Source organism: Bartonella sp. SL320 (assembly GCF_059687635.1).
Map to the genome: position 1 here is coordinate 645,239 of NZ_CM185143.1, position 22,262 is coordinate 667,500.

Consider the following 22,262-nt stretch of genomic DNA (forward strand, 5'->3'; position numbering starts at 1 on the left):
TGTTAATCTTTCAGAACTGAAAAAAATTGACTATTTTACGCTAAGTCATCACCTCTTTGGGAGAGTCACTTAAGTGATTTTTTTATCTTATGTCAATTGTTTCTCTTCACTCTTTTGAATTTTTAAAAGGTAGTATGATGCATTACATTGGTGGGGTTTTTTATCCTTTATCTGTTTAATGATTTGATCTCTTTCCAGACTGGATAAAAATCTTTGTCTTTTTTTGGGGGGAAGACAGTCAAAGTTCTGTTCCGTTAGTTAAAAACCGTTGAGTGGTTATGAAGCAAAATTGATTGCCTTTCAGTTAATTTATGAAAATAAGGGGTTACTTTTTTCATCAGAAATCAACTGTAAGATTGCTCTTTGTTTTTTGCGGGTCAGCACTCTGAAATTTTTCAAAAGTAAATATTCTGCTTTGCTCGATATTCTGTCATCACAAGGCGAGAAGCTTTCTTCTTTTTTTGCGCTATCGGTATAAAAGAAGGAAACGGGAACATTAAGTATATCGGCAATTTCCTGTAAACGTGCTGCGCTTACACGGTTTAAACCTTTTTCGTATTTTTGGATTTGTTGAAATGTTACGCCTAACTGACTGCCTAATTGTTTTTGAGAAAATCCCATGATGTTTCTTCTAAAACGAATTTTTTGGCCTAAAGAAATGTCGTAAGAATGTGAATTTTTAGCTTGCACTTTGCTTCCCCTCCGGTTGCGAGCGCCCTCGCATTGGTATTCCGGGGTCTGGAAGTGCTGACATCGAATCAGCCTCTTGCTTTTAGTGCTGAAAAGCACTTGGACATAACCAGAGCCCCCGGAAATTCCGGGACACCCGCCAAGCGGGTTAATTTTATACTCGGTTTTCGGGCTTCCAGGCCCTATTTGATCGTCGCGTATACGACCAAAAACACGAGCCTCCTTCATAAGGCAATAGCTTTCAGTCGTCAATTGAAATTCAAATTGCTTATTCCAAGCAAATAAAATGTACAGATTAGCCTATAGAAATGTCATTAAAATTTGGATATTTGGCTTATACTTATGCTTTTCAAGTACGAGGTACCTTCGGCATTGCACTTCTGGAAACTAGGAACCTCCGGGATCTGGAAGTGCTGAAACCGAGTCAGCCTCTTGCTTTTAGTACTGAGAGTACTTGGACATGACAAGAGTCCCGGAAGTTCCATAATATTTACAAAGCAGGGTTTAATGTTTGAATTTGAAAGCCTCCGTTGATCGCTGTGTATACCGATCAAAAACACAAGCTTCATTCATAGGGCAATTTCTTTAAATCGTCAATCAGAGTGATAGCAGCTGTTCTGGTTGCTTTTTTTGCAAAATTTATATGCAATTATTGCAATGTGTCTTGGCTGTTTTCATGAGAATCCAGTTCATCTTTTTCTCTCTTGTTTTTGACAGCTATGACAGCTTAAATATTTATGTATTTTAAAGGGGGAGGTTTTTGATTGATTATTTTATTGATAATTTATTTCTTATTACTTGGTGTCTTTTAAAGTTCTATGAGAGGACAATAGAAGCTCTGTCTTTAAAAATAATTTTTTTGCACGTCAAAAGCGGGGTTGGTGTGGGGGTAAAAACTATAGAAGATAAGGACTAAAAATGCTTTTTATGAATTGTCTCAGATGCTAAGAGGTTGAGTCTTTTTTAAAAGTTTTTACTTAACTTATTAAGCGATTTATTAGAGTATATGATTTCCTTTAAAGTTCATATCACCAATTTTGTTAAAGGTCGTGTAACTTTAAGTGTAGAAAAGTTTACTAGCGGATGGGTGATATGAATTTATTTTTTAAAAAGAGTCCATTCGCTCTTTTTTCTTCTCTGTTTATTTCCAAAGTTGGGGATTATGCTTATGAAGTTGTTTTTGTTTTACTTGTCTTAGAATTAACAGAGAACATCTTTTTTACAGGTCTTGTGTATTTTTTTCGCTTTATTCCTTTTCTCTTTTTTGGTCCTATAGGCGGTTGGCTTGCTGATAACTTTTCTTTGAAGAAAAATATGATCTTCAGTGAATTGGTAAGATTATGCGCCTCATTATTCATTTTTATAACCACTATAACAGGGACTGTACATATTATTGTGCTTATTGTAGCAGCGATATGCACGACGATCGGAAGAAGTATTTTTCAACCAAGTTTTCAAGCAGCTATTCCTAGAATGTTTGCAATCAAGGATCTTACAAAGGCTAATAGCTTTGCACAAATTCTCAATGAGATTGCATCTGTCATTGGTCCTTTAGTTTGTTCGCTTCTGTTGTTTTTAGCGAATAAATCGGCAGTTCTCATTTTTGATTTTTTTACTTATCTTATCTCTATTATCTTGTTATTGAATCTCATGAACTTTAATGTAAGTGAGAATAAAGCCTTCAATTTTATAAAAATTTATCGAGAAACAGCTTCCTATCTTAAAGCTATTTCTAATAAAAATAATCATCTATTCTCTTTACGGGGGCAATTTTAAGATTTTTAATTCCAGCTTTTGTTCTTTTTGCAGGGGCAGAGGAAAGCTTTGTGAGTTCACTTTTTTCTCTCATGGCTTTGGGAACGATTGTGGGCGGTTTGTGCTATCATAAAATTATAGTCAATGTTACAGCGTTGAAACTCATGGTCTTTTGGCTTCTTTATGGGGTTATTCTGTTTTTTATGCCTTTAACTTCAATGCTTTCTTTAAAACTCATGCTAGGGCTCGCCTTTGTTTTAGGATTTATGGGTGCATTTGTGGATATTAGTTTAGTCTCAGCGATTCAATTATATTCTCGTCGTGAAGATTTTGGGAAGAGTTTTGGAACCTTTTCAACTTTAGCAAACTCTGCGGAAGCCGTGTCTGGCTTTATTACTGGACTTTTTGCTCTCGTAGGATTGTTAAGCTCTTTTTTAGCGATGTCTGCATTAATCATTTCCACTGGAATAATTGGTGTTATAAAAATTAAGAAAAATAAAGCATTAACACCCTCTTCATACGATCCGTAGAGGATGATCATTGATTTCTTTAGATAGCGACATACCGTTTCTTTTTTTAAAAGACGGTTGGCTCAATTATATTTAAAACAAAATATTTGAACCAAAAGTTTTTATCGCTCGTCATTGTTTTTTGATGATTTTGTGTTGTGTTAATTTTCTAGATTTTACAACAGTTGCTCTGGTTGCTTTGTTTCAAAAAATAACGAAGCAATAGAAACCTTTGTCTATATTAGACAATGAATTGATTTATTAAGATAAGTTAATGTCTTGTTATTTGAATAAGACGCCCCAAAATTGTATTTTTTATTGCAAATTGCTTGATGTTGAATCAAGAAAAACCACTCCTTATACATCATAAAAGGGCGCGCAATAAAGGGTGCGCATGTGTGGGTAAAAAACGCTCAAGATCAAGAAGTAGAAATACCTCTTATGAAATGCCTTAAGAGCTAAGATCTTTTGCAATATTGGGGAGGACTTTAGGCGCGGGGCTTGTGGAGTGCGTTGCTTGGGCCGCGTGAGAAATAATTTAAAAACTTTTTTAATCTTAGGGGATGAGAAAGGTCATGATAAAATCTCTTTGAAACATTTTGATAGAGCGTCATTTCTCTGACCTTTTGCTGTATTTTTTAACGTTACGGGTAGGACAATAGAAATGCTGCCTTTAAGATCATGTTTTTTTGTAAAAGTGCAAAAGAATAGACTTTCTTCATAAATTTCTTAAAGTCTCATAACATTGGAAGGGTTTTCAAAAAAATGGTGAGAGATAGCTTTTTAGAAAGTTTCTTTTTAGAGTGAGAGAGAGAAAAAATGAGAAAAAATAAGAGCAAAGCAGATCTTTTGATCAAAAAGTGCTCGAGAACAGTACGCTATCATTTAAGAAAAATGTATCAGGGAGATTTACGCTTATGCGTTATTTTTTCATTATTTTGCAAAGGGCGTGCTTCTGAAGCCAGCATAATGGGAACACCATCACGAATAGGATAGGCAAGTTTGGCTTTGAGAGAAATGAGCTCTTGTGTTTTTCGATTGAAAGAGAGGGTGCTTCTCGTCATTGGGCAGACGAGCAATTCGAGCATTTTGGGATCTGTGGTCTTTTTTTTCATATTTTTACGTTCATTAGTTTAAACTGTAATCTGTACCTGTTTGTTTCATGAGTGAGCGTTCTGTTAAGGCAAGAAGAGTTTGGGCTCGGCTTCCAATATCTGGAGCTTCCAGGAGAGCTTGTTTTTCTGCTGGTGTAAAAGGGATAAGAGCTGAAAAGGCATTAACCAATATAGGTGTAGGCGCTTCTATGATACTGCTCCAATTATATTCCATTTCATGGATGGTCAGATATTTCTCAACAACGTCAAGTAAATTTTCTCGATTAATGTTTTCTACACTATCGAGCTCTTGTAAGTCTTGTATATTTGATTGGATGAGAGCTGTTCGATAGGATTTTGTGTTTGTTAATTCTTGTTCTAAGGTAAAGCGGCAAACACCCTGTAAGATAATGAATAGTTGTCCATTGCCTGTTTCACTGTAGTTTGTAATGCGTCCTATACAGCCTGTTTTATAAAGTTGCTGAGAGAAGGGATCCATATCTGATGAAAGGGGTTGAATAACGCCCAAGAGACGATCCGACAGCATAACATTTTCAATCATTTCAAGCGATTCTGGTTCAAAAATGTTGAGGGATAAAAAACCACCGGGCAGTAAGAGTGCACCCTCTAAAGGGAAAAGAGCAATTTGCTTTGGAAGATCATTTTCGCAATTGTAAGAGATATTACCAGCTTTCATGAGTATGTTGTGACCTTGTATTTGGTAATTTTAATCTGTCAATCGTTGCACTTTATGACACTATTTAAGAAAGCAGAAAACCCACTTCTTGTGTATTAAAATCACCCTTAATAAAATATTTAAAGTCTTTATTCTTAAAAGAATATGAAACTCTATCATTAAAGTTTAATCACACAAGAAAGAATATTGCTTTGCGATCTTTTTAGGGTGTGATGTTTTGCATGATTTTCAAGGGGTATTTTTGCCTATAGCTTTTGATTCTTGTCTTAAATTTCCTAAAATGTGTTCCTTACAATTTTTGTAAGCTTCAAAAGGATATTATTATAAATCTTTTGAAGCAGCTTATGCAAGTTTTAAAATGAGGGTATGTTCTCACTTTACTAATGACAGTGTGATCAAGATAGGTTATAGATTAAAACATGCTGGAAAGAGCGTTATCGTTTCTTTCATTCTTTTGCGGGAGAGTGCAGATTGCAGATTTTCGTATTGTCGCCGAATTCGCATTGCCGCCGAAGGGGAAATAGCCCATAATCTCTCAGGCTTGAAGGACCGTAAAAGAAGGAAGGCAGATCTGGAAAGTCGGGAGAGCCCGCGCCGAAGGTGTAAGCGAAAGTTTTTTTCGCGAGTCTCTCAGGTTTATGACAGAGGGGTGCAGAGACGGTCATATTGTATGGGCGTTAGCGCAGCTTTGGAGTTATTATGGGTTCACAACAAGAAACATCTTTTTTAAAAACACTTCCTTTATATGATTTGCATGAACAAGCAGGAGCAAAATTTGGTGCTTTTGCAGGGTGGAATATGCCTTTAACTTATCCGCTTGGCGTTTTGAAAGAGCATCTTCATACGCGGGAACATGCCGGTCTTTTTGATATTTCTCATATGAAACTGATTGCCGTTGAAGGGGAACAAGCCGTAGAATTTTTATCCTATGCTTTTCCCATTGATGCAGCCGCTTTAAAGATTGGGCATTCACGGTATAATTATTTGCTTAATGAGCAGGCTGGCATTCTTGATGATCTTATCATTACTCGTTTGGAAGAGTGCCGTTTTATGTTGGTTGCTAATGCGGGGAATGCACAAGCTGATTTTGCAGAATTGGAAAAGCGTGCTGTTAATTTTGAATGTCAAGTAATCGCTCTTGAAAGGGTATTGCTTGCTCTTCAAGGACCTGAAGCGGCGGCTGTTCTTGCTGATGCGGATTTACCAGGCAATGAATTGTTCTTTATGCAAGGGTTCGAACCACAACAAGATTGGTTTATAACGCGTTCTGGGTATACGGGAGAGGACGGTTTTGAAATTGCTGTGCCCGTAGGGCATGCGCATATGTTGGCTGAAAAATTGCTAAGTGATTCTCGTGTTGAGTGGATTGGGCTTGCCGCACGCGATAGTTTGCGGTTGGAAGCAGGGTTGTGTTTGCATGGAAATGATATTACCCCTGAGACGACGCCCATTGATGCGGCTTTAACGTGGGCTGTTCCTAAAAGTGTTCGAGAAAAAGCACAATTTTATGGCGCGAAGGCTTTTCTTGAAGCACTACAAAAAGGACCTACGCGTTGTCGTGTAGGGCTAAAGCCACAAACGCGTCAACCTATTCGTGCTGGTGCGGTGCTTTTCGATGATCAGGGCAATGAGATTGGTCTTGTAACATCAGGCGGTTTTGGTCCTTCTTTTGATGGTCCTGTTGCGATGGGGTATGTTCCTGTGGCGTGTAAAGTTGAAGGTACAGAAGTCTTTACAGAATTGCGAGGCAAAAAGATTACCCTCTCAGTTCATTCTCTTCCCTTTGTTGAACAACGTTATTTTAAAGGATGATTTTTTATGTCTAAAACTTATTTCACACAAGACCACGAATGGCTTAGCGTTGAAGGACAAATGGTGACCGTTGGGGTTACATATTATGCGCAAGAGCAATTAGGCGATTTGGTTTTTGTTGATTTACCACAAAGTGGGACAAAACTTTCAAAAGGGGAGGCTGCGGCTGTTGTGGAATCCGTTAAAGCTGCTTCAGATGTTTATTCTCCTCTTGATGGTGAAGTGGTTGAAATTAATGCAGCATTGGCTGATAGTCCTGAACTGGTAAACCAGAAAGCCGAAACAGAAGGCTGGTTATGGAAAATGACATTGCAGGATGAAACACAACTGGAAGGGTTGTTGGATGAAGATGCTTATAAGGCTCTGATTGGATGAATATCATGAGCGAGCGTTCTTTTTCTTCTCGACATATTGGGCTGCGTCCTGATGAAACACAAAAAATGCTTGATGTTTTAGAGATCGATAGTGTTGAAACACTGGTCTCTCAAGCTGTTCCCAACTCTATCCATTTGGAGCGTTCCTTGAATCTGCCAAAGGCTGCAAGTGAAGGAGAAGCCTTGGAAGAACTCTCCAAAATGATGGAGCGTAATTGTGTGCACAAAAGTTTTATTGGGCAAGGATATTATGGCACTTATGTTCCTCCGGTTATTTTGCGAAATCTGTTTGAAAATCCAGCTTGGTATACCGCTTATACGCCTTATCAAGCAGAAATTAGCCAAGGCCGTTTAGAGCTTTTATTTTATTTTCAGACATTGATTAGTGAACTGACCGGTTTGCCTGTTGCTGCTGCTTCTCTTCTTGATGAAGCAACCGCTTTAGCGGAAGCCAATGCTCTTGCTTTCCGCTTTGCGCGCGAGAAAAAAACAAAAATTTCTCTTCAAAGTCTTTTGCATCCTCAGATTTTGAGTGTTGCGCAAACCCGTGCTGAAACACAAGGCATTCGGATAAGCGACGAGAAGGAAATTTGTTCTGATACAGCGGCAATTGTTCTCTCTTGGCCGGATACAAAGGGTTCTTTTCATGATTATAGTGAGGTCATCAAAGAGGCAAAGGAAAAAGGAGCGCTGGTTATCGTTGTGGCTGATCCTTTAGCGCTGACACTTATGGAAGCACCGGCAAAATGGGGTGCTGATATTGTTGTTGGCTCTATGCAGCGTTATGGCGTTCCGATGGGGTTTGGGGGGCCGCATGCTGGCTACCTTGCAGTGAGTGATGCGCTTACACGTCTTATTCCAGGGCGTATCGTGGGGCAATCTGTGGATACAGAAGGGCGCGTTGGTTTTCGTTTAGCTTTGCAAACACGTGAACAACATATTCGGCGCGATAAAGCAACGTCGAATATTTGTACAGCTCAGGCTTTGTTGGCAAATATGGCAACGGCTTATGCTGTTTGGCATGGACCACAAGGCTTACAAGAAATTGCGCAGCGGATTCATCATTTAACATGTCGTTTTGTTGCTGGTTTAGAGGCCGTTGGTGTTTCTTGTGAAGGAGAGGCTTTTTTTGATTGTGTCAGCGTTGTTGTGAAGGGAAAAGCGCGAGAAATCGCATACCAAGCCAAGATGAATGGACGCCTTGTTCGTGTTTTTGATGATGACACCATTGCAATCAATTTTGATGAATTGTCGACAGAAGAAGATGCCTCTGCTTTAGCAAAGCTTTTTGGGGCACAACTGGTTGATCAGGCTTCTCCAAGGCTCTTTGGTCAAAGGCGGGATGCTGCTTTTCTTTCTCAGCCCTTTTTTCATGCCGTTCATTCAGAGACAGATATGATGCGCTTTTTGCGTCGTTTAGCGGATAAGGATTTGGCACTGGATCGGGCGATGATCCCCCTTGGTTCTTGTACCATGAAGCTTAATGCGGCGGCTGAATTGATGCCTGTAAGTTGGGCGAGCATGGCCAATATACACCCCTTTGTTTCACAAGAGGATGCGGCGGGTTATTTGGAGATGATCAATCAGTTAAATGCATGGTTGTGTGAAATTACAGGATTTGCGCAAGTCTCTTTTCAACCCAATTCTGGCGCTCAAGGTGAATATGCCGGACTTTTGGCTATCCGACGCTATTACCACTCACGGGGAGAACAGCAACGGACAGTTTGTCTTATTCCGGCTTCTGCACATGGGACCAATCCAGCTTCAGCGCATATGGCAGGCATGGAAGTTGTGGTGGTAAAATGTTTAAGCGATGGCGATGTTGATGTGGATGATCTCAAAATGAAAGCGCAATTGCATAAGGATAAATTGGCCGCTCTCATGATTACTTATCCCTCAACCCATGGGGTTTATGAGGAAAGCATTAAGGAAATTTGTTCTATTATTCATGAAAATGGCGGACAAGTTTATTTTGATGGTGCTAATCTCAATGCCCTTGTAGGGCTTGCTCGTCCTGCTGATATGGGTGCTGATGTTTGTCATATGAATCTGCATAAAACATTTGCCATTCCGCATGGAGGCGGTGGTCCTGGTATGGGACCCATTGGGGTTGCAGCGCATCTCAAGCCTTTTTTACCAGGGCATGAACAAGATGGTACAACCCATGCGATTTCGGCAGCGCCTTATGGAAGTGCCTCTATTCTTGCCATTACGTGGATGTATATTCGAATGATGGGTGCTGATGGCTTAAAATATGCAACACAAATAGCCATTTTAAATGCTAATTATATTGCTGCACGTCTTTCTTCTGCTTATTCCATTCTTTATCGGGGCAAACATGGACGGGTTGCTCATGAATGTATTGTGGATACACGCCTGTTGAAAGATCAGTATGGGGTGAGTGTGGATGATATCGCAAAACGTCTGATTGATTATGGATTCCATGCACCGACAATGTCGTTTCCTGTTCCGGGGACTTTGATGATTGAGCCAACGGAATCAGAACCAAAAGCAGAGATTGATCGTTTTTGTGATGCATTACTCTCGATTGCGGAGGAAGCAAAGAAAGTTGGAAATGGGGTTTGGCCAAAAGACAATAATCCATTGGTCAATGCTCCTCATACCGTTGCAGATACTTTAGATGATGCTTGGGCAAGACCTTATTCACGACAAGAAGCTGCTTTTCCTAATAGTTCCCTTGATCCAGCCAATAAATATTGGCCTCCTGTATCGCGTATTGATAATGTTGCGGGAGACAGAATGCTTATTTGTTCGTGTCCACCCTTGGGAAATAGCTATTAAAGAATATGTATGCAATTTATTTGTTTACATGAGCAAAAAAGCCCACACAAAATGTGTGGGCTTTGTGCTTATTGGTCATGTTATTTTGAATATGTTACTGTGGCGTCATTTGTTTCTTTCTTAAAACTTTCTTTGTTTTTATACCATGAGTAAAATTGAAAAAGTTGACAAAACAGCTGAGCTTTGTTGGTGATAGGCAGGCTCTTTTTTATTTTTTATGGTATAACTTGGGTTTCGTGATTAGGTGCATTGGTTATTTCTAGTCAGCCAATCCACATAAATGAGAGTAAAACCTATAAAGACAGAGTCCAGTTTGTTGCATGCATTGTGATATATTTCATCTTACCCAAGAACTTAGAATTGGTTGCAGAAAGAAGAAATCATTGCGAGAAAGTGAGCGTGCTTATTTTAGGATTGTTAGTGCTTCTGATGATAAAGGTGTGCGAAATTCTGTTATTGCATCTCGTCAACCCTTCATAAGACAGCTTATTAACTTGTCTATTTTGAGCTCTCTGTGACTTTCCAATATCTCATGATGCATTCTATTTGATTGTTGTCAAATCTTTTGGAGAGGCTCTCTGATTTTTTAAGATAATAATTTTGATCAGTTTCTTTATTTAAAGAGCCTTTAGGTGTAAATGTATTGATAGCGAGAACCAAGAGATGTTAAAATTTCATTGGGAAGGGTTTTGGCATCTAGAGCAACTTTTTCAAGTGTTTGATGGGGGCCAATGAGTTCTACCCAGTCACCCATTTGAGGTTTTTGATCAAGATCGGTTGTATCGACAATAATGGAATCCATAGAAACGCGCCCAACCATGGGAAGTTTGTGCCCATTGAAATAAACAGTTCCTTTATTCGAAAGAGCACGAAGCCAGCCGTCTGCATAGCCAATAGAAATGGTTGCAAGAGTGCTTGGTCTGTTGGTTGTAAAGCTTTCTCCATAACCAACAGGTGCCCCTGCATCAACAACGCGGTTTTGAATGACTTGGGCTTCAAGTCTTAAAACAGGTTTTAGAAGAGATGAGTTTTTTCCGGAAGGGTCGACTCCGTAAAGTGCAATACCGGGGCGAACAAGGTCAAAATAGAAATCTGAGCCCAAAAAAATTCCCCCAGAATTGGCAAAGGAAGCTCTACAAGGGGGCAGTTGCGTAAGGGCCGTTTTAAAAGAAGTTAATTGAGCATAATTTGATGGATGCGTATCATCTTCTCCATTAGCAAGGTGAGCGAGAATATATTTTATGTCTGCGTTTTTAAAAATTGTAGGATGTTTGATGAGTTTTTGTAATTCTTTTTGATCAAGTCCTAATCGATTCATATGGGTATCGATTTGGACAATTGCTGGAAATTTTTTATCCTTTTTCTGACAAATATTCTGCCAAATTTCAATAGCATTCCAAGAGTTTAAAACAGGAACAATACCGGACTGTGCGACAAATTCTTCTGCCAAATGTGGAAGCCCATTGAGAAGCGCTATCATGGCATTTGATGGTAAAATGCTCTTTAATTGCAATGCTTCTTTGATGTGAGCGACAAAAAAAGTGCGACAACCAGCTTGATAGAGGGCAGGAGCAATTTTGTGAGCACCCAGCCCATAGGCATTGGCTTTTACAACGGCTGAACATTGTGTTGGAGCGACACGTTTGGCTAAAGCAATATAATTAGCGACAATAGCACTGACATCAATGGTTGCGACAGCTGCATAGAGGGATGTATTTATTTCATTATTAACGGATTCATTCATTTTAAAATCTTAATCTTTGTTCGTGCGTACGGCTTGTTCTTTTATTATTTCATAGAGGTTCCGATAGAGGAAAAATACTGTTTGTTATAATAAAAATCATAAGTCTCCCATATTTGAATCATGCACCATAAAAGTCGTTTTTTATGTAAAATAGTACTGTGAATATAAGAGATATTTTCGTTTTATTTGTGTTGTTATCAATCCAGTGTCTTTTGATAATTGATAAAACATAGATTTTATGTTTTTTACTTATTTTCCTTAGCGGAGGCATATTAAAAAAATAAAACATAACTCATTGTATTGTATCATTTTGAAGAGTGCAATGTTATGTTGTTGTTGCGGGTGGAATTGTTTTTCTTAAAACAAGTATAGCTTGCTTATTTAAGAGAATGTAAAATGATAAATTATCACCCTCAACTAATGAATTACAAGCAATGACTTACACGTTTTTTCCACGAGAAAAGCGGCAGTTACTCATCTGGATAGCTTTGGATGTCGTCTCATGCACTTAAAATTATTTTTTTCAAATGAAAAAGAGTGTGTTCCCACTTTCTGATCCATTAAAAGTGTTGATTTGGGCATTATTTCTTTTCAAGGTGGCTTGGGAATTTCATATTGATTTTCTATTTTTGGGTTGGTTTTGCGTTAAATCAATTTGGATGGTCATAAGAGTGCGTTAGATTCATTTTTTTATGGTAAGAGCAGTATAAAAAAGCTCAGAAAACAATGGATGTAGTGCTGGAATTTTGTTGGGGGCGGGCGTTTATTGTTCAATTAACAAAAGTTTTATCTTTACCTAATTTTAAGTTTTTTAGTCATAACTTTTGTAAAGTAAAAAAGTTTTATAGTGTTGCGCTATACACTATGCATGATCTGTTAAAGTAGAAACGCGTACAGTAATTGTTTAACATTTAATGTTTTTGTTTTTCTTTGAATATAATTTGTGTTTTGTTCATTCGATTAATTTTGACATAAAAGTGTTAATCTTAAGAGTTTTGTTTTAAGAAAATTGTTGGCAGATGATTATGCACGTACTATATCACGTCAAGGATTCGAAATTTAACGTTCAATAAAGATATGGGGAAGAGTATGAATACGTCTGCTACCAATGTTTCGTCAAACAGCAGCAGCGTTGCCTCAGATTTTCCGATTCCTGAGAATGTATTTGCTCTTACTGTCCAAGAAGTTTACCACTATACAGATCGATTATTTAAATTTCGACTGAATCGTCCGGAAAGTTTTCGTTTTCGTTCCGGTGAATTTGTTATGATCGGTTTACCAAATGCAAAAAAGCCGATTTATCGCGCTTATTCGATTGCAAGTCCTTTTTGGGATGAACAGCTTGAGTTTTTTTCAATCAAAGTTCCAGGAGGACCATTAACCGAGCATCTGCAAAAAATTAAAATTGGTGATACAGTTCTCATGCGGAAGAAACCTACGGGAACGCTGGTTCTTGATGCTCTTATTCCTGGAAAACGCCTTTATCTTCTTTCAACTGGTACGGGGGTTGCTCCTTTTGCAAGTCTTATTCGTGATCCTGAAACTTATGAAAAATTTTCAGAAGTAGTTCTTATTCAAACAACGCGTGAAAAGAATGAGTTGACTTATGCAAAAGACCTCGTTTGCTCTTTACAAAAAGATCCACTGATTGGTGAATACGCAAAACAGTTGAAATTTTATCCCATGACCACCCGTGAATCTTCTGAGCATATGGGGCGTATTACAACAGTGATGGAGAATGGGTGCTTTTTTGAAACAACGGGTTTGCCCAAGATTCATCCTGATGAAGATCGGGTGATGATTTGTGGCTCTATGGCAATGTTAAAAGATTGTGCAAGGATGTGTGAAGGCTTTGGTCTCGTTGAAGGGGCGAATAATGCTCCCGCAACTTATGTTGTAGAGCGTGCCTTTGTGGGGTGAGGAAATTGGGGCTATTCCTTGCTTTTGTCGTGTACTTTTTTAAACAATAGTTTTTTTAACAACAAACAATCTTCTTTCAACTGGTTCGGGGGTGATCCTTTTGCAAGCCTTATTCATGATCCTGATATTTATGAAAAATTTTTAGAAGAGGTTCTTATTCAAACAACACGTGAAAAGAATGCGTTAACTTATGCAAAAGACCTCGTTTGCTCTTTGCAAAAAGATCGACTGATTGGTGAATACGCAAAACAATTGAAATTTTATCCCATGACCACCCGAGAATCTTCTGAGCATATGGGGCGTATTACAACTGTGATGGGGAATGGGTACTTTTTTAAAAACAACAGGTCTGCCCAAAATTCATCCTGATGAATATCGGGTGATGATTTGTGGCTCTATGGCAATTTCAAAAGATTATGCAAGGATGTGTGAAGGTTTTGGTCTCGTTGAAGGGGCTCATAATGCCCCGCGTCTTCACGTTTTAGAGCGTGCCTTTGTGGTATGAGAGCAAAGTTGTGATGCAGTGTACGCTAATGCACTAATTGAATCCCAATCCTTTGTTGAAATGAGCTGTTGAGGTGCTATCCAAGAACCACCAACGCAGAAGACGTTAGGAAGTTGGAGCCATTGTGTTGCACTTTTTTGTGTTATACCACCCGTAGGACAAAAAAAGATTTCAGAAAAAGGAGAGGCTAACGCTTGGATAAAATCAAGTCCTCCAGCGGCTTTAGCAGGAAAAAATTTAAGATATGAATAGCCTTTATCGAGTGCTTGCATGAGTTCACTTGGGGTTATTGCACCGGGAAGAAGGGGAATTTCACTATTTTTTGCACAATTGATTAATTCATTTGATAATCCGGGGCTTACGATAAATTGGGCTCCAGCTTGTTCGGCTTGTTCGTAGTGTGTTGTGTTGAGAATTGTTCCGGCGCCAACAATTGCTTCAGGGACTTCTTGTGTAATTTTCTTAATTGCTTTGAGAGCATTTGGTGTTCGCAAAGTGATCTCAATTGTTTTTAATCCGCCTTTGACAAGAGCACGTGCTAAGGGGACAGCATTTTCTAGATCGTCAATGAGCAAAACAGGTATAACGGTTTGTCCTTGGAAATATAATAAAAGTTTTTCTCTTTTTTGGCACATGATATTCTTTCTTTGAGATGATATTGTAAACACAATATGTTAAAGAGTAAATGAATCGATCTTGAAATTGGATGAAACCCGCGCTATGGCAAAACATATGGAAAAGAATTTTAAAGTTGCTGCACTTTATTGCTTCACAGAGTTGAAGCATTATCGTCAATTACAAAAGCCTTTGCAGGATTTATGTTACGCAAAGGGTATCAAAGGGACTCTCCTTTTAGCACACGAGGGAATTAATGGAACTGTTGCTGGTTCTTGTGAAGCCATCGAAGCGTTGATTGATTTTATTACGGCTGAGCCAGCGTTTCAAACGCCAGAGATTAAATATTCATGGGCATCAAAAATGCCTTTTCATCGCATGAAAGTGCGCTTGAAAAAAGAAATTGTGACCATGGGGGTTGAAGGGGTTGATCCACTAAAAGTTGTGGGTACTTATGTGGACCCTGAAGACTGGAATGCTCTTATTCAAGATGAAGAAACAATTCTCATTGATACGCGTAATGATTATGAATATGCGATTGGGAGTTTTCAAGGAGCCATTGATCCCAATATTAAAACATTTCGCGAATTTCCTGAATGGGTGCGTCAACATGAGGCGGATTTAAAGAAGAAAAAGAAAATTGCTATGTTTTGTACGGGCGGTATTCGTTGTGAAAAATCAACCGCTTATGTTCGTGAACTTGGGTATGAAGAAGTGTATCATTTAAAGGGGGGAATTTTAAAATATTTAGAAAAAATTCCAAAAGAGGAAAGCTTATGGTGGGGGGAATGTTTTGTTTTTGATGAGCGTGTTTCTGTTCAACATGGTCTTGAAGAATGTGGACGTGAACTCTGTCGCGCATGTCGTTCACCTTTGAATGCTGAAAGCAAATTATCGCCTCATTACGAGGAAGGTGTTTCTTGTGATGCTTGTTATAATACGCGTAGTGAAGCTGATAGAGAGCGTTTTCGTGAGCGGCATAGGCAATTCCAATTGTTGAAGTTGCGTGCCATGGATAGCCATCAAGGGACATAAGGATTCTTGTCGGGCGTTAAATTGTAGCTTTTTTCTCTTAAATTTAAGAGAGAGGGATCTTTGATCTTTGTAGAAGAATATTTTTTATAAGACTGAATGTTATTCGGTCTTTTGGTTTGCATTAAATTATTCAGTTTATAAATGATCATTATAGATCGTCTGCTTTTCCTGATTTTATAATGATGTATCTAAGATAGATTTCATTTTAAAATGGAAAAGCCATTGATTAGTGGTTTAGCACATTGATTTATAATAATTGACTGGGATTTATAGTAATTGACCGCTTCCCATGTTGAATAGGAAATCTGAATGTTGTGAAATTGACTTCTTTCAGATTGGAAGATGACAAATCACATATCACTTGATAGGTTACATGGGAAAGTATGTGGAAAAAAATATTTAAAATAATATGATCCATGTCAATGGAGGTGTTACTGCAATATCGGGCGTTGGCAGATAGAATGGGGCATTCCGTTATAATTTCATAAGTATAAGGATGGTGATACGCAGTTGAGTGATACCATAATAGTTCTATTGTACGGGGGATCTTGCGTGATATCTTGTTGAAAAATGCGGTGCAATGGATGTTGAACGTACAGATATTTTTTAGGATATCGGTGAGCAAGATAAAGTGTTTTGTTAGGGGCAAGGATATCATTATCTACAGATGATGTTGTTTCTTCCGTCGAGATATCCCTAGATTTCAATACTGATATTTCTTGCATTTGAGAGGATTCATAAGAAGTATTTTACTCTTTTTGTAACTATTTTGTAGCTACACGCTGTTTGATACTCTTGAGGTGCACGAGACATGATTTTGATTGATTCACTATAAGAGAGGGGAAAATGAAAGCATTTTACGGTGGGTTTCTTGATTCAAGGTCAAAATAATAATGATAAATGAATGAATTTCGTACAATATTTTGCGTTGTTTTCTATCGATGATGTTGGAAAAATGGAATGGGAAAGCTCAACAAGAGGCGCTTTTAAAGCAGGACTGTGATTTAAGCAGTATGGATGATAAAGGGGCGTAATTCCGTGAAAGTGAAGGAATAGCTTTGTCTGGTGGAGATAGAGTGTTGTTTTTCTGCATCATATTCTCTTTAAAAATTAAAAAATGTTTAAAACTAAAAAAATGATTGAAATGAGAAAGGATTCATTTTATAAATTCTCTTGCCCAAAGTCGCACGTGCCTGTGGGTGTCCGCTGGTTCTCAAATGGTGAGATCAACCGGTACGGTACCTGGAACTAACCGCTCCAGTCATTCTTACAGCCAATTGCAAGAATGAGGACATCTTGAAGCAACGACGGTGCGGGCCTTTCTGGTGTCTTCCAGCTTTTAAATGCTGGGATAACTATAGAGGCACACCTCATTGCCTTCAGTGCGGAAGTAGTTTTCTCAATTCCAATCAAAAAGGCAGATAAAATGGAATAACGCGTTTTTCGCGCTGTTCTTTCGCTGCATGCAATGCTAATTTCTGGTTTTTTTATAATCAGAATGGGGATGGTTGTTGTGTGTTTTTTGTCCTTTGGCTTTTGGCAGCTTTGGCTGTCTTTAAGTATAGAGTGGGGGAGCGTTCCCTCAAGGAGAATTGCAGATGGCAACGCAACGTATTCGCGATTTTCTTGCAACACATCGTGATGAAGGTCCATGCCTCATTGTTGACCTTGATGTTGTTCGTAACAACTATTTGAATTTTGAAAAAGCTCTACCGCAGTCTCGCATTTTTTATGCAATAAAGGCAAATCCAGCGCCTGAAATCTTGCGTTTACTCAGCTCTTTAGGGTCTTCTTTTGATGCGGCTTCTGTGGCAGAAATTGAAATGGCTTTAGATGCTGGGGCAACACCAGAGCGGATTTCTTTTGGGAATACGATTAAAAAAGAGCGTGATATTGCGCGAGCCTATGCCTTGGGTGTTGCACTTTATGCGGTTGATTGTATTGAAGAAGTAGAAAAAATTGCACGTGTTGCTCCAGGAGCTCGTGTTTTTTGTCGCGTTCTTACCGATGGAAAAGGGGCAGAGTGGCCTTTGTCACGCAAATTCGGTTGTGTTCCTGCTATGGCTGTTGATGTGTTAAAACGCGCAAATCAATTAGGTTTGCAAGCCTATGGTGTTTCTTTTCACGTTGGGTCTCAGCAGGTTGATTTGAGTGCGTGGGATCGTGCTTTATCGGATGCTGCTAGCGTTTTTAAAAATTTGGAACAAGAAGGTATTTTATTAAAGTTGGTGAATATGGGGGGCGGTTTTCCAACGCGCTATTTGAAAGATGTTCCTACAGAACAAGTTTATGGCACGGCAGTTTTTGATTCATTAAAAAAGCATTTTGGTAATCGTATCCCTGAGACGATCATTGAGCCAGGACGTGCGATGGTTGGCAATGCCGGTGTTATTCGCACAGAAGTTGTTTTGATCTCTAAGAAAGCTGACAATGATAATGTCCGATGGGTTTATCTGGATATTGGGAAATTTAATGGTCTTGCCGAAACTATGGATGAAGCCATTCGTTATCCTATTGAAACCCCTCATGATGACAAAGTGATGGAGCCTTGTATTTTGGCTGGACCAACATGCGATTCGGCAGATGTCCTTTATGAAAAAACACCTTATCCGCTTCCTTTATCTCTAACGATTGGAGATAAGATATTGATCCATGGAACGGGTGCTTACACAACAACTTACGCATCTGTTGCTTTTAATGGTTTTGAGCCTTTACGATCGTATGTGATCTAAAACTTCTTTTTAACTATAGGCTTTTTAGACTTTTTGCTATGCTTGTCATAGCGCTATAAGAGGGTGGGTCATCGAGATGAATACGATTAATTTTCAAACAAAAGATGGGGCATGTTTTACACTTTTATTGGAACAAGAAGCAGATAAGCCTTATCGGGAAATTTTGCTTGATGCAACCATGGGGCATGGACGTAAACGTAAGTCATCAGAGGCTTTACGTCGTGGTCGGTTAGCGGCTCAAGGGCTTTCTTTTGTGGTTAAAAATGCGCTTGGTGAGCTTGTGGGGAGTGTCCGCCTTTGGCATGTTGCTTTTTTTAAAGAAAAAAATAAAATACAACATGCTTTACTTTTGGGACCTTTGGCTGTTGCAGCTGAATATGCTGGTATGGGAATAGGATCAATTTTAGTTCGTCATGCAATTGAAACAGCAAAAAAAATGGGGTACGGCGCTATTTTATTGGTAGGAGATTCTGAATTTTATCAACGTTTTGGTTTTTCAAATCGCTTAACAGAAAATTTGGCAATGCCTGGTCCTTACGAAAAACATCGTTTTCAAGCCTTGGAACTGATACCACACTATCTTTCTGGATGTTATGGCACTTTGGTTGCGAGTGGAAAAAGAGAAGTTTCGAATCGTTTTCATCATCATAAAGTGGCTTGAAGATTGCATTTATTTCGTTTCCCAATATGCTCGTATTGAAAAAGAGCATATATTGTCTGATGGCGAAGCATTTGTACAAAGTTTGGGGGAGGTGTTTTGTGATTGTGTTGCACAGACTTTTTTATGGGGTTGTTTTTTAATTTCTGATCGTTTCAGTTGAATTTATGGCCATATATTTAAAGCGCATTTTTTTGAAATGAGTGTTCTATTTCATAAGATTGAAAGGAACGAAATTTTTGAGTGGTTTTGGATTTTTCAGCCAATATCATCATATAATTTTCCAGCTCTCAATATTATTTATTGATCAACTTTTATTCAAAACGAGAGATATTTTGAGAAATCTACGCTCTTTTAGCGTGTGTTGCGTGGTTGGGAAAAATAGGCAATGGTAGAATCAAAATTGTAGGGATGTGATTCTTTAGAAGAGCATAAAAAAATAAAATCACAGGTTTGAATGCTTTTAAAAAAACATACTTTTACTCCTTTTTTTCTACAAAGATAATAATTGTCTAAAGACAATGTCTTTTAATTGGCATGAGCATGTCGGATATAGGCTGATTCTCTTATGTTAAATTTTCACATTCAGAAGAAAAAAAGATTATCTTGAACATTATAAGGAAAAGAGGGATGTGAATAAAAATAAAAAAGATCATAAATCTTTTATGAAAGACCTCAAAAAGAAGGCCCCAGAGAGAGGGAAAAGAGAAAGGTGATCTATTCTCTTAAAGTATAAAAAGAATAAAGCATAAAGAATCTTATAGAATCACTTTTATGCCGGCAATCATGTAAAATAGGATTGGCAGAAAGATGAGAGATCTTATAACAAGCGCAAATATTCTTTATCATGTTTTTTGCGGCCTATAGTGAAAAACTAGAAACCTTATCAAAAGAATCTCTTTATTTTTATGATAAACCTATGGATTGATCAGGATAATTCATACTTTTTTCTGACTGAACGAGCTCTCCTAAATCTCGTAAGTTTCTCTCATTCCAAATCTGTTCTATGTTAAATCAATTAAAGTCGTGTCTCTTGCACGTTTATAAGCGGAGCGAGTCGTGTGAAGAAAAACTTTACAAGAAAGGCATCTTCTTATGAACCGTTTCAAATAGCGAAGAAGTTGCAACATTGGGGCAGGGAAAGTGCATGATAGTACTGGTTTTTTTACTCTATAATCGTAAAGATGTGGAGCTAATAGCGTTGCAGCATTTTAAATTAAGTTTTTCGTTTATTATCATCTAAAACACTTTAACAATTCTTCATGTGATAAGTTATCTCTTAACGCATAAAGCTTTCTCATGGAAAAGAATGTTTATCAGAAGCACTCATCTAGAAGTGCATGTATTTCTTGAGAGGAGATAACGTCAAAAGGAATCAAAAACCATTCCTCAATTTAGGTTATTTAGTGGCTGGGAGGAGAATCATCTGTGAGGGGCGGTATTTTTTTGAGAAAAATGGTCATAAATCCCAAAATACCAAAGATGATCGTTATGATAAAGAAAATGTCACTAAAAGCCATAATCGTTGCTTGTACACGGACCATACCAAATAGTTGAGAAAGAGCAAGCGTATAGGAATCAAAGGTTTCTGTTTTTAAGAACAAAGTAAGCTTTGAAAGCATTTCAGTTGCTTGTCTATTTGCGTGGTTGAGCGTTTCAGCTATTCGTTCGTAATGGAAGTCTGTGCGTTTTGTCATGAGAGTGCTAATAATGGCAAGTCCTACAGCCCCCCCTAGATTTCGTGTAAGATTAAAAAGTCCAGAAGCATTTTGCATTCGTTCTGGTGGCAGTGTTCCTAAGGCAATGTTATTAACGGGAACCATACATAACATCACAGAAGCACCACGAAAAACTTGTGGCCAAAACAGTTGCCAAAAATCCCAGTTGTCTGTGATAGAGCTTGCCATCCAAGTGCCTATTGCAAAACCTAAAAGTCCTATCGCCATCATTAAACGTGCATCGATTCGTGCGGAAAGATATCCAGCAAGAGGGGCGGTGAATAACATGACCAATCCTGAAAGAAACAATGTTTCTCCAATCATGAGGGAATCATAATGGCGGATTTGGCTCAAATAGACAGGATAAAGATATGTAAGTCCATAAAGACCGATTCCTAAAGAAAAAGAAAAAATAGATGCAGCAGAAAAATTAAAATTAGAAAAAGCCGTAAGATCAACAATAGGCTCTTTTGCCGTAAAAGCGCGCCAGAAGAAGAGGGCGGCAGACAAGATCATGATAATGAATAAGTCTCGAATCAACTGATCATTCAGCCAATCATGACGTGCGCCCTCTTCTAGTACATATTCTAAAGTTCCTAGAAAAACAGCCATAGAAATGAGCCCCAACCAGTCAAACTTAGCCATGAGAGATGGATCTGCTTTATCAAAATCAATTAATTTCCAAGCGAGAATTGAAATAATAATGCCAAAAGGCACATTAACGAGAAAAAGCCAGTGCCATGATAAGAGATGACACAGATACCCTCCAACCGTTGGACCAATAGTGGGGGCGAGTGTTGCGACGAGTCCAACAATAGGAACGACAACGGGACGTTTGGAAGGAGGAAAAAGAACATAAGAGGCGACAAAAACGCTTGGAATAATTCCTCCACCAATAAAACCTTGCAAGGCGCGATATATAATCATCTCGTTAATGGAGGTTGCTGTTGCACAAAGAATAGAGGTAATCGTAAATCCAACTGCTGAGATCGTAAAGAAAACACGTGTTGAAAGCAATCTTCCTAAAAATCCAGAAAGGGGCAACATGATGACTTCAGCGATGAGATAGGAGGTTTGAACCCATGAAATTTCTTCAGAGCTTGCAGCAAGACCAGCTTGAACTTCAGCTAAAGAGGAGGCAACGATTTGGATATCCAAAATAGCCATGAACATACCAAAGGCCATAACTATGAAAAGCACAATGTTACGGATTTCTATACGCTCTTGAGACTGTGTAGGCTTTGGTATGGAAGATGTCATAATAATAGGGTCATGTGTTTGTTACTATAAGAGACTTTTATCTTGTGGTTTTGTACGTGTATCAATTTCTACAGAAACACTCATTCCCGCTCGAATATATCCGGTTTTTAGCGCTTCTTCTGGAATAGAGACACGTACTGGAATACGTTGGACAATCTTAGTAAAATTACCTGTGGCATTTTGTGGGGGGAGAAGGGAAAAAATAGCGCCTGTTGCGGGCGAAATAGAAAGTACTGTTCCTGTAAAGACCTCCTTTTTGAAGGCATCTACAATAATATAGGCTGTTTGCCCAGCATGGATGTTTTGCAATTGTGTTTCTTTATAGTTTGCTTCAACATAAAG

Annotated in this window: 14 protein-coding genes, 2 pseudogenes and 2 riboswitches (1 of these 18 cut by a window edge); of the genes and pseudogenes, 9 read left to right on the top strand and 7 right to left on the bottom strand. The window is 38.5% G+C overall.

The annotated features are described in order from the left end of the window. Positions 1-309: 309 nt before the first annotated feature. Positions 310-918 carry a helix-turn-helix domain-containing protein gene (locus AC6ER8_RS02620; protein WP_497079096.1) on the bottom strand — a complete coding sequence of 203 codons (609 nt, stop codon included), beginning with the start codon at positions 916-918 and terminating at the stop codon, positions 310-312. 864 nt (positions 919-1,782) lie between these two features. On the opposite strand from AC6ER8_RS02620, the pseudogene AC6ER8_RS02625 reads away from it, so the two are divergent. Beyond that, positions 1,783-2,989 (top strand): annotated as a pseudogene (locus AC6ER8_RS02625) (MFS transporter). A gap of 864 nt (positions 2,990-3,853) precedes the next feature. Here AC6ER8_RS02625 and AC6ER8_RS02630 read toward each other — a convergent pair. Together AC6ER8_RS02630 and AC6ER8_RS02635 are read right to left on the bottom strand one after the other, a co-directional pair. Further along, complete coding sequence (locus tag AC6ER8_RS02630) at positions 3,854-4,069, bottom strand: Trm112 family protein (RefSeq protein ID WP_497079097.1); 216 nt, start codon at positions 4,067-4,069, stop codon at positions 3,854-3,856. Positions 4,070-4,082: 13 nt separating this feature from the next. Then, positions 4,083-4,745 carry an LON peptidase substrate-binding domain-containing protein gene (locus tag AC6ER8_RS02635; protein WP_497079098.1) on the bottom strand — a complete coding sequence of 221 codons (663 nt, stop codon included), beginning with the start codon at positions 4,743-4,745 and terminating at the stop codon, positions 4,083-4,085. 447 nt (positions 4,746-5,192) lie between these two features. Next, positions 5,193-5,307: riboswitch (glycine riboswitch) on the top strand. 1 nt (position 5,308) lies between these two features. After that, positions 5,309-5,400: riboswitch (glycine riboswitch) on the top strand. Between the two features lie 44 nt (positions 5,401-5,444). Between AC6ER8_RS02635 and gcvT the strand changes: the two genes are divergently transcribed. From gcvT to gcvP, 3 genes are read left to right on the top strand one after another with little or no spacing between them, the layout of a single operon-like run. Beyond that, on the top strand, positions 5,445-6,557 hold the full coding sequence (gcvT, locus tag AC6ER8_RS02640) for a glycine cleavage system aminomethyltransferase GcvT (protein ID WP_497079100.1): 1,113 nt from the start codon (positions 5,445-5,447) through the stop codon (positions 6,555-6,557). Between the two features lie 6 nt (positions 6,558-6,563). Then, positions 6,564-6,932 carry a glycine cleavage system protein GcvH gene (gcvH, locus tag AC6ER8_RS02645; protein WP_497079102.1) on the top strand — a complete coding sequence of 123 codons (369 nt, stop codon included), beginning with the start codon at positions 6,564-6,566 and terminating at the stop codon, positions 6,930-6,932. A gap of 5 nt (positions 6,933-6,937) precedes the next feature. Then, complete coding sequence (gene gcvP, locus AC6ER8_RS02650; protein ID WP_497079574.1) at positions 6,938-9,733, top strand: aminomethyl-transferring glycine dehydrogenase; 2,796 nt, start codon at positions 6,938-6,940, stop codon at positions 9,731-9,733. Positions 9,734-10,361: 628 nt separating this feature from the next. Here the strand turns inward: gcvP and alr are convergent. Beyond that, positions 10,362-11,477, bottom strand: a complete 1,116-nt coding sequence (alr, locus tag AC6ER8_RS02655) for an alanine racemase (RefSeq protein ID WP_497079104.1) — start codon at positions 11,475-11,477, stop codon at positions 10,362-10,364. A 1,089-nt stretch (positions 11,478-12,566) separates the two neighbouring features. Here alr and AC6ER8_RS02660 point away from each other — a divergent pair. Continuing rightward, positions 12,567-13,397 carry a ferredoxin--NADP reductase gene (locus AC6ER8_RS02660; protein ID WP_497079106.1) on the top strand — a complete coding sequence of 277 codons (831 nt, stop codon included), beginning with the start codon at positions 12,567-12,569 and terminating at the stop codon, positions 13,395-13,397. A 70-nt stretch (positions 13,398-13,467) separates the two neighbouring features. Further along, positions 13,468-13,902 (top strand): annotated as a pseudogene (locus AC6ER8_RS02665) (ferredoxin reductase domain-containing protein); the annotation flags it as partial. On the opposite strand, the gene eda reads toward AC6ER8_RS02665, so the two are convergent. Continuing rightward, complete coding sequence (gene eda, locus AC6ER8_RS02670; protein ID WP_497079108.1) at positions 13,872-14,537, bottom strand: bifunctional 4-hydroxy-2-oxoglutarate aldolase/2-dehydro-3-deoxy-phosphogluconate aldolase; 666 nt, start codon at positions 14,535-14,537, stop codon at positions 13,872-13,874. The pseudogene AC6ER8_RS02665 and the gene eda overlap by 31 nt on opposite strands. A gap of 97 nt (positions 14,538-14,634) precedes the next feature. On the opposite strand from eda, the gene trhO reads away from it, so the two are divergent. From trhO to AC6ER8_RS02685, 3 genes are all read left to right on the top strand, one after another. Continuing rightward, positions 14,635-15,552 carry an oxygen-dependent tRNA uridine(34) hydroxylase TrhO gene (trhO, locus tag AC6ER8_RS02675; RefSeq protein WP_497079576.1) on the top strand — a complete coding sequence of 306 codons (918 nt, stop codon included), beginning with the start codon at positions 14,635-14,637 and terminating at the stop codon, positions 15,550-15,552. Positions 15,553-17,150: 1,598 nt separating this feature from the next. Beyond that, complete coding sequence (locus AC6ER8_RS02680) at positions 17,151-18,284, top strand: type III PLP-dependent enzyme (protein WP_497079110.1); 1,134 nt, start codon at positions 17,151-17,153, stop codon at positions 18,282-18,284. 76 nt (positions 18,285-18,360) lie between these two features. Then, positions 18,361-18,945, top strand: coding sequence for a GNAT family N-acetyltransferase (locus AC6ER8_RS02685; RefSeq protein WP_497079112.1), 585 nt, complete (start codon positions 18,361-18,363; stop codon positions 18,943-18,945). A 1,400-nt stretch (positions 18,946-20,345) separates the two neighbouring features. On the opposite strand, the gene AC6ER8_RS02690 is transcribed toward AC6ER8_RS02685, so the two are convergent. Both AC6ER8_RS02690 and AC6ER8_RS02695 read right to left on the bottom strand, forming a co-directional pair. After that, a complete protein-coding gene (locus AC6ER8_RS02690; protein WP_497079114.1) occupies positions 20,346-21,920 on the bottom strand; it encodes a DHA2 family efflux MFS transporter permease subunit in 1,575 nt (524 codons plus the stop codon). A 24-nt stretch (positions 21,921-21,944) separates the two neighbouring features. Continuing rightward, positions 21,945-22,262 carry the final stretch of an HlyD family secretion protein gene (locus tag AC6ER8_RS02695; protein ID WP_497079116.1) on the bottom strand. 777 nt of this gene lie beyond the right edge of the window, so 318 of the gene's 1,095 nt are visible here — the last part of the coding sequence; the start codon falls outside the window, past its right edge — the gene reads right to left on this strand; the stop codon is at positions 21,945-21,947.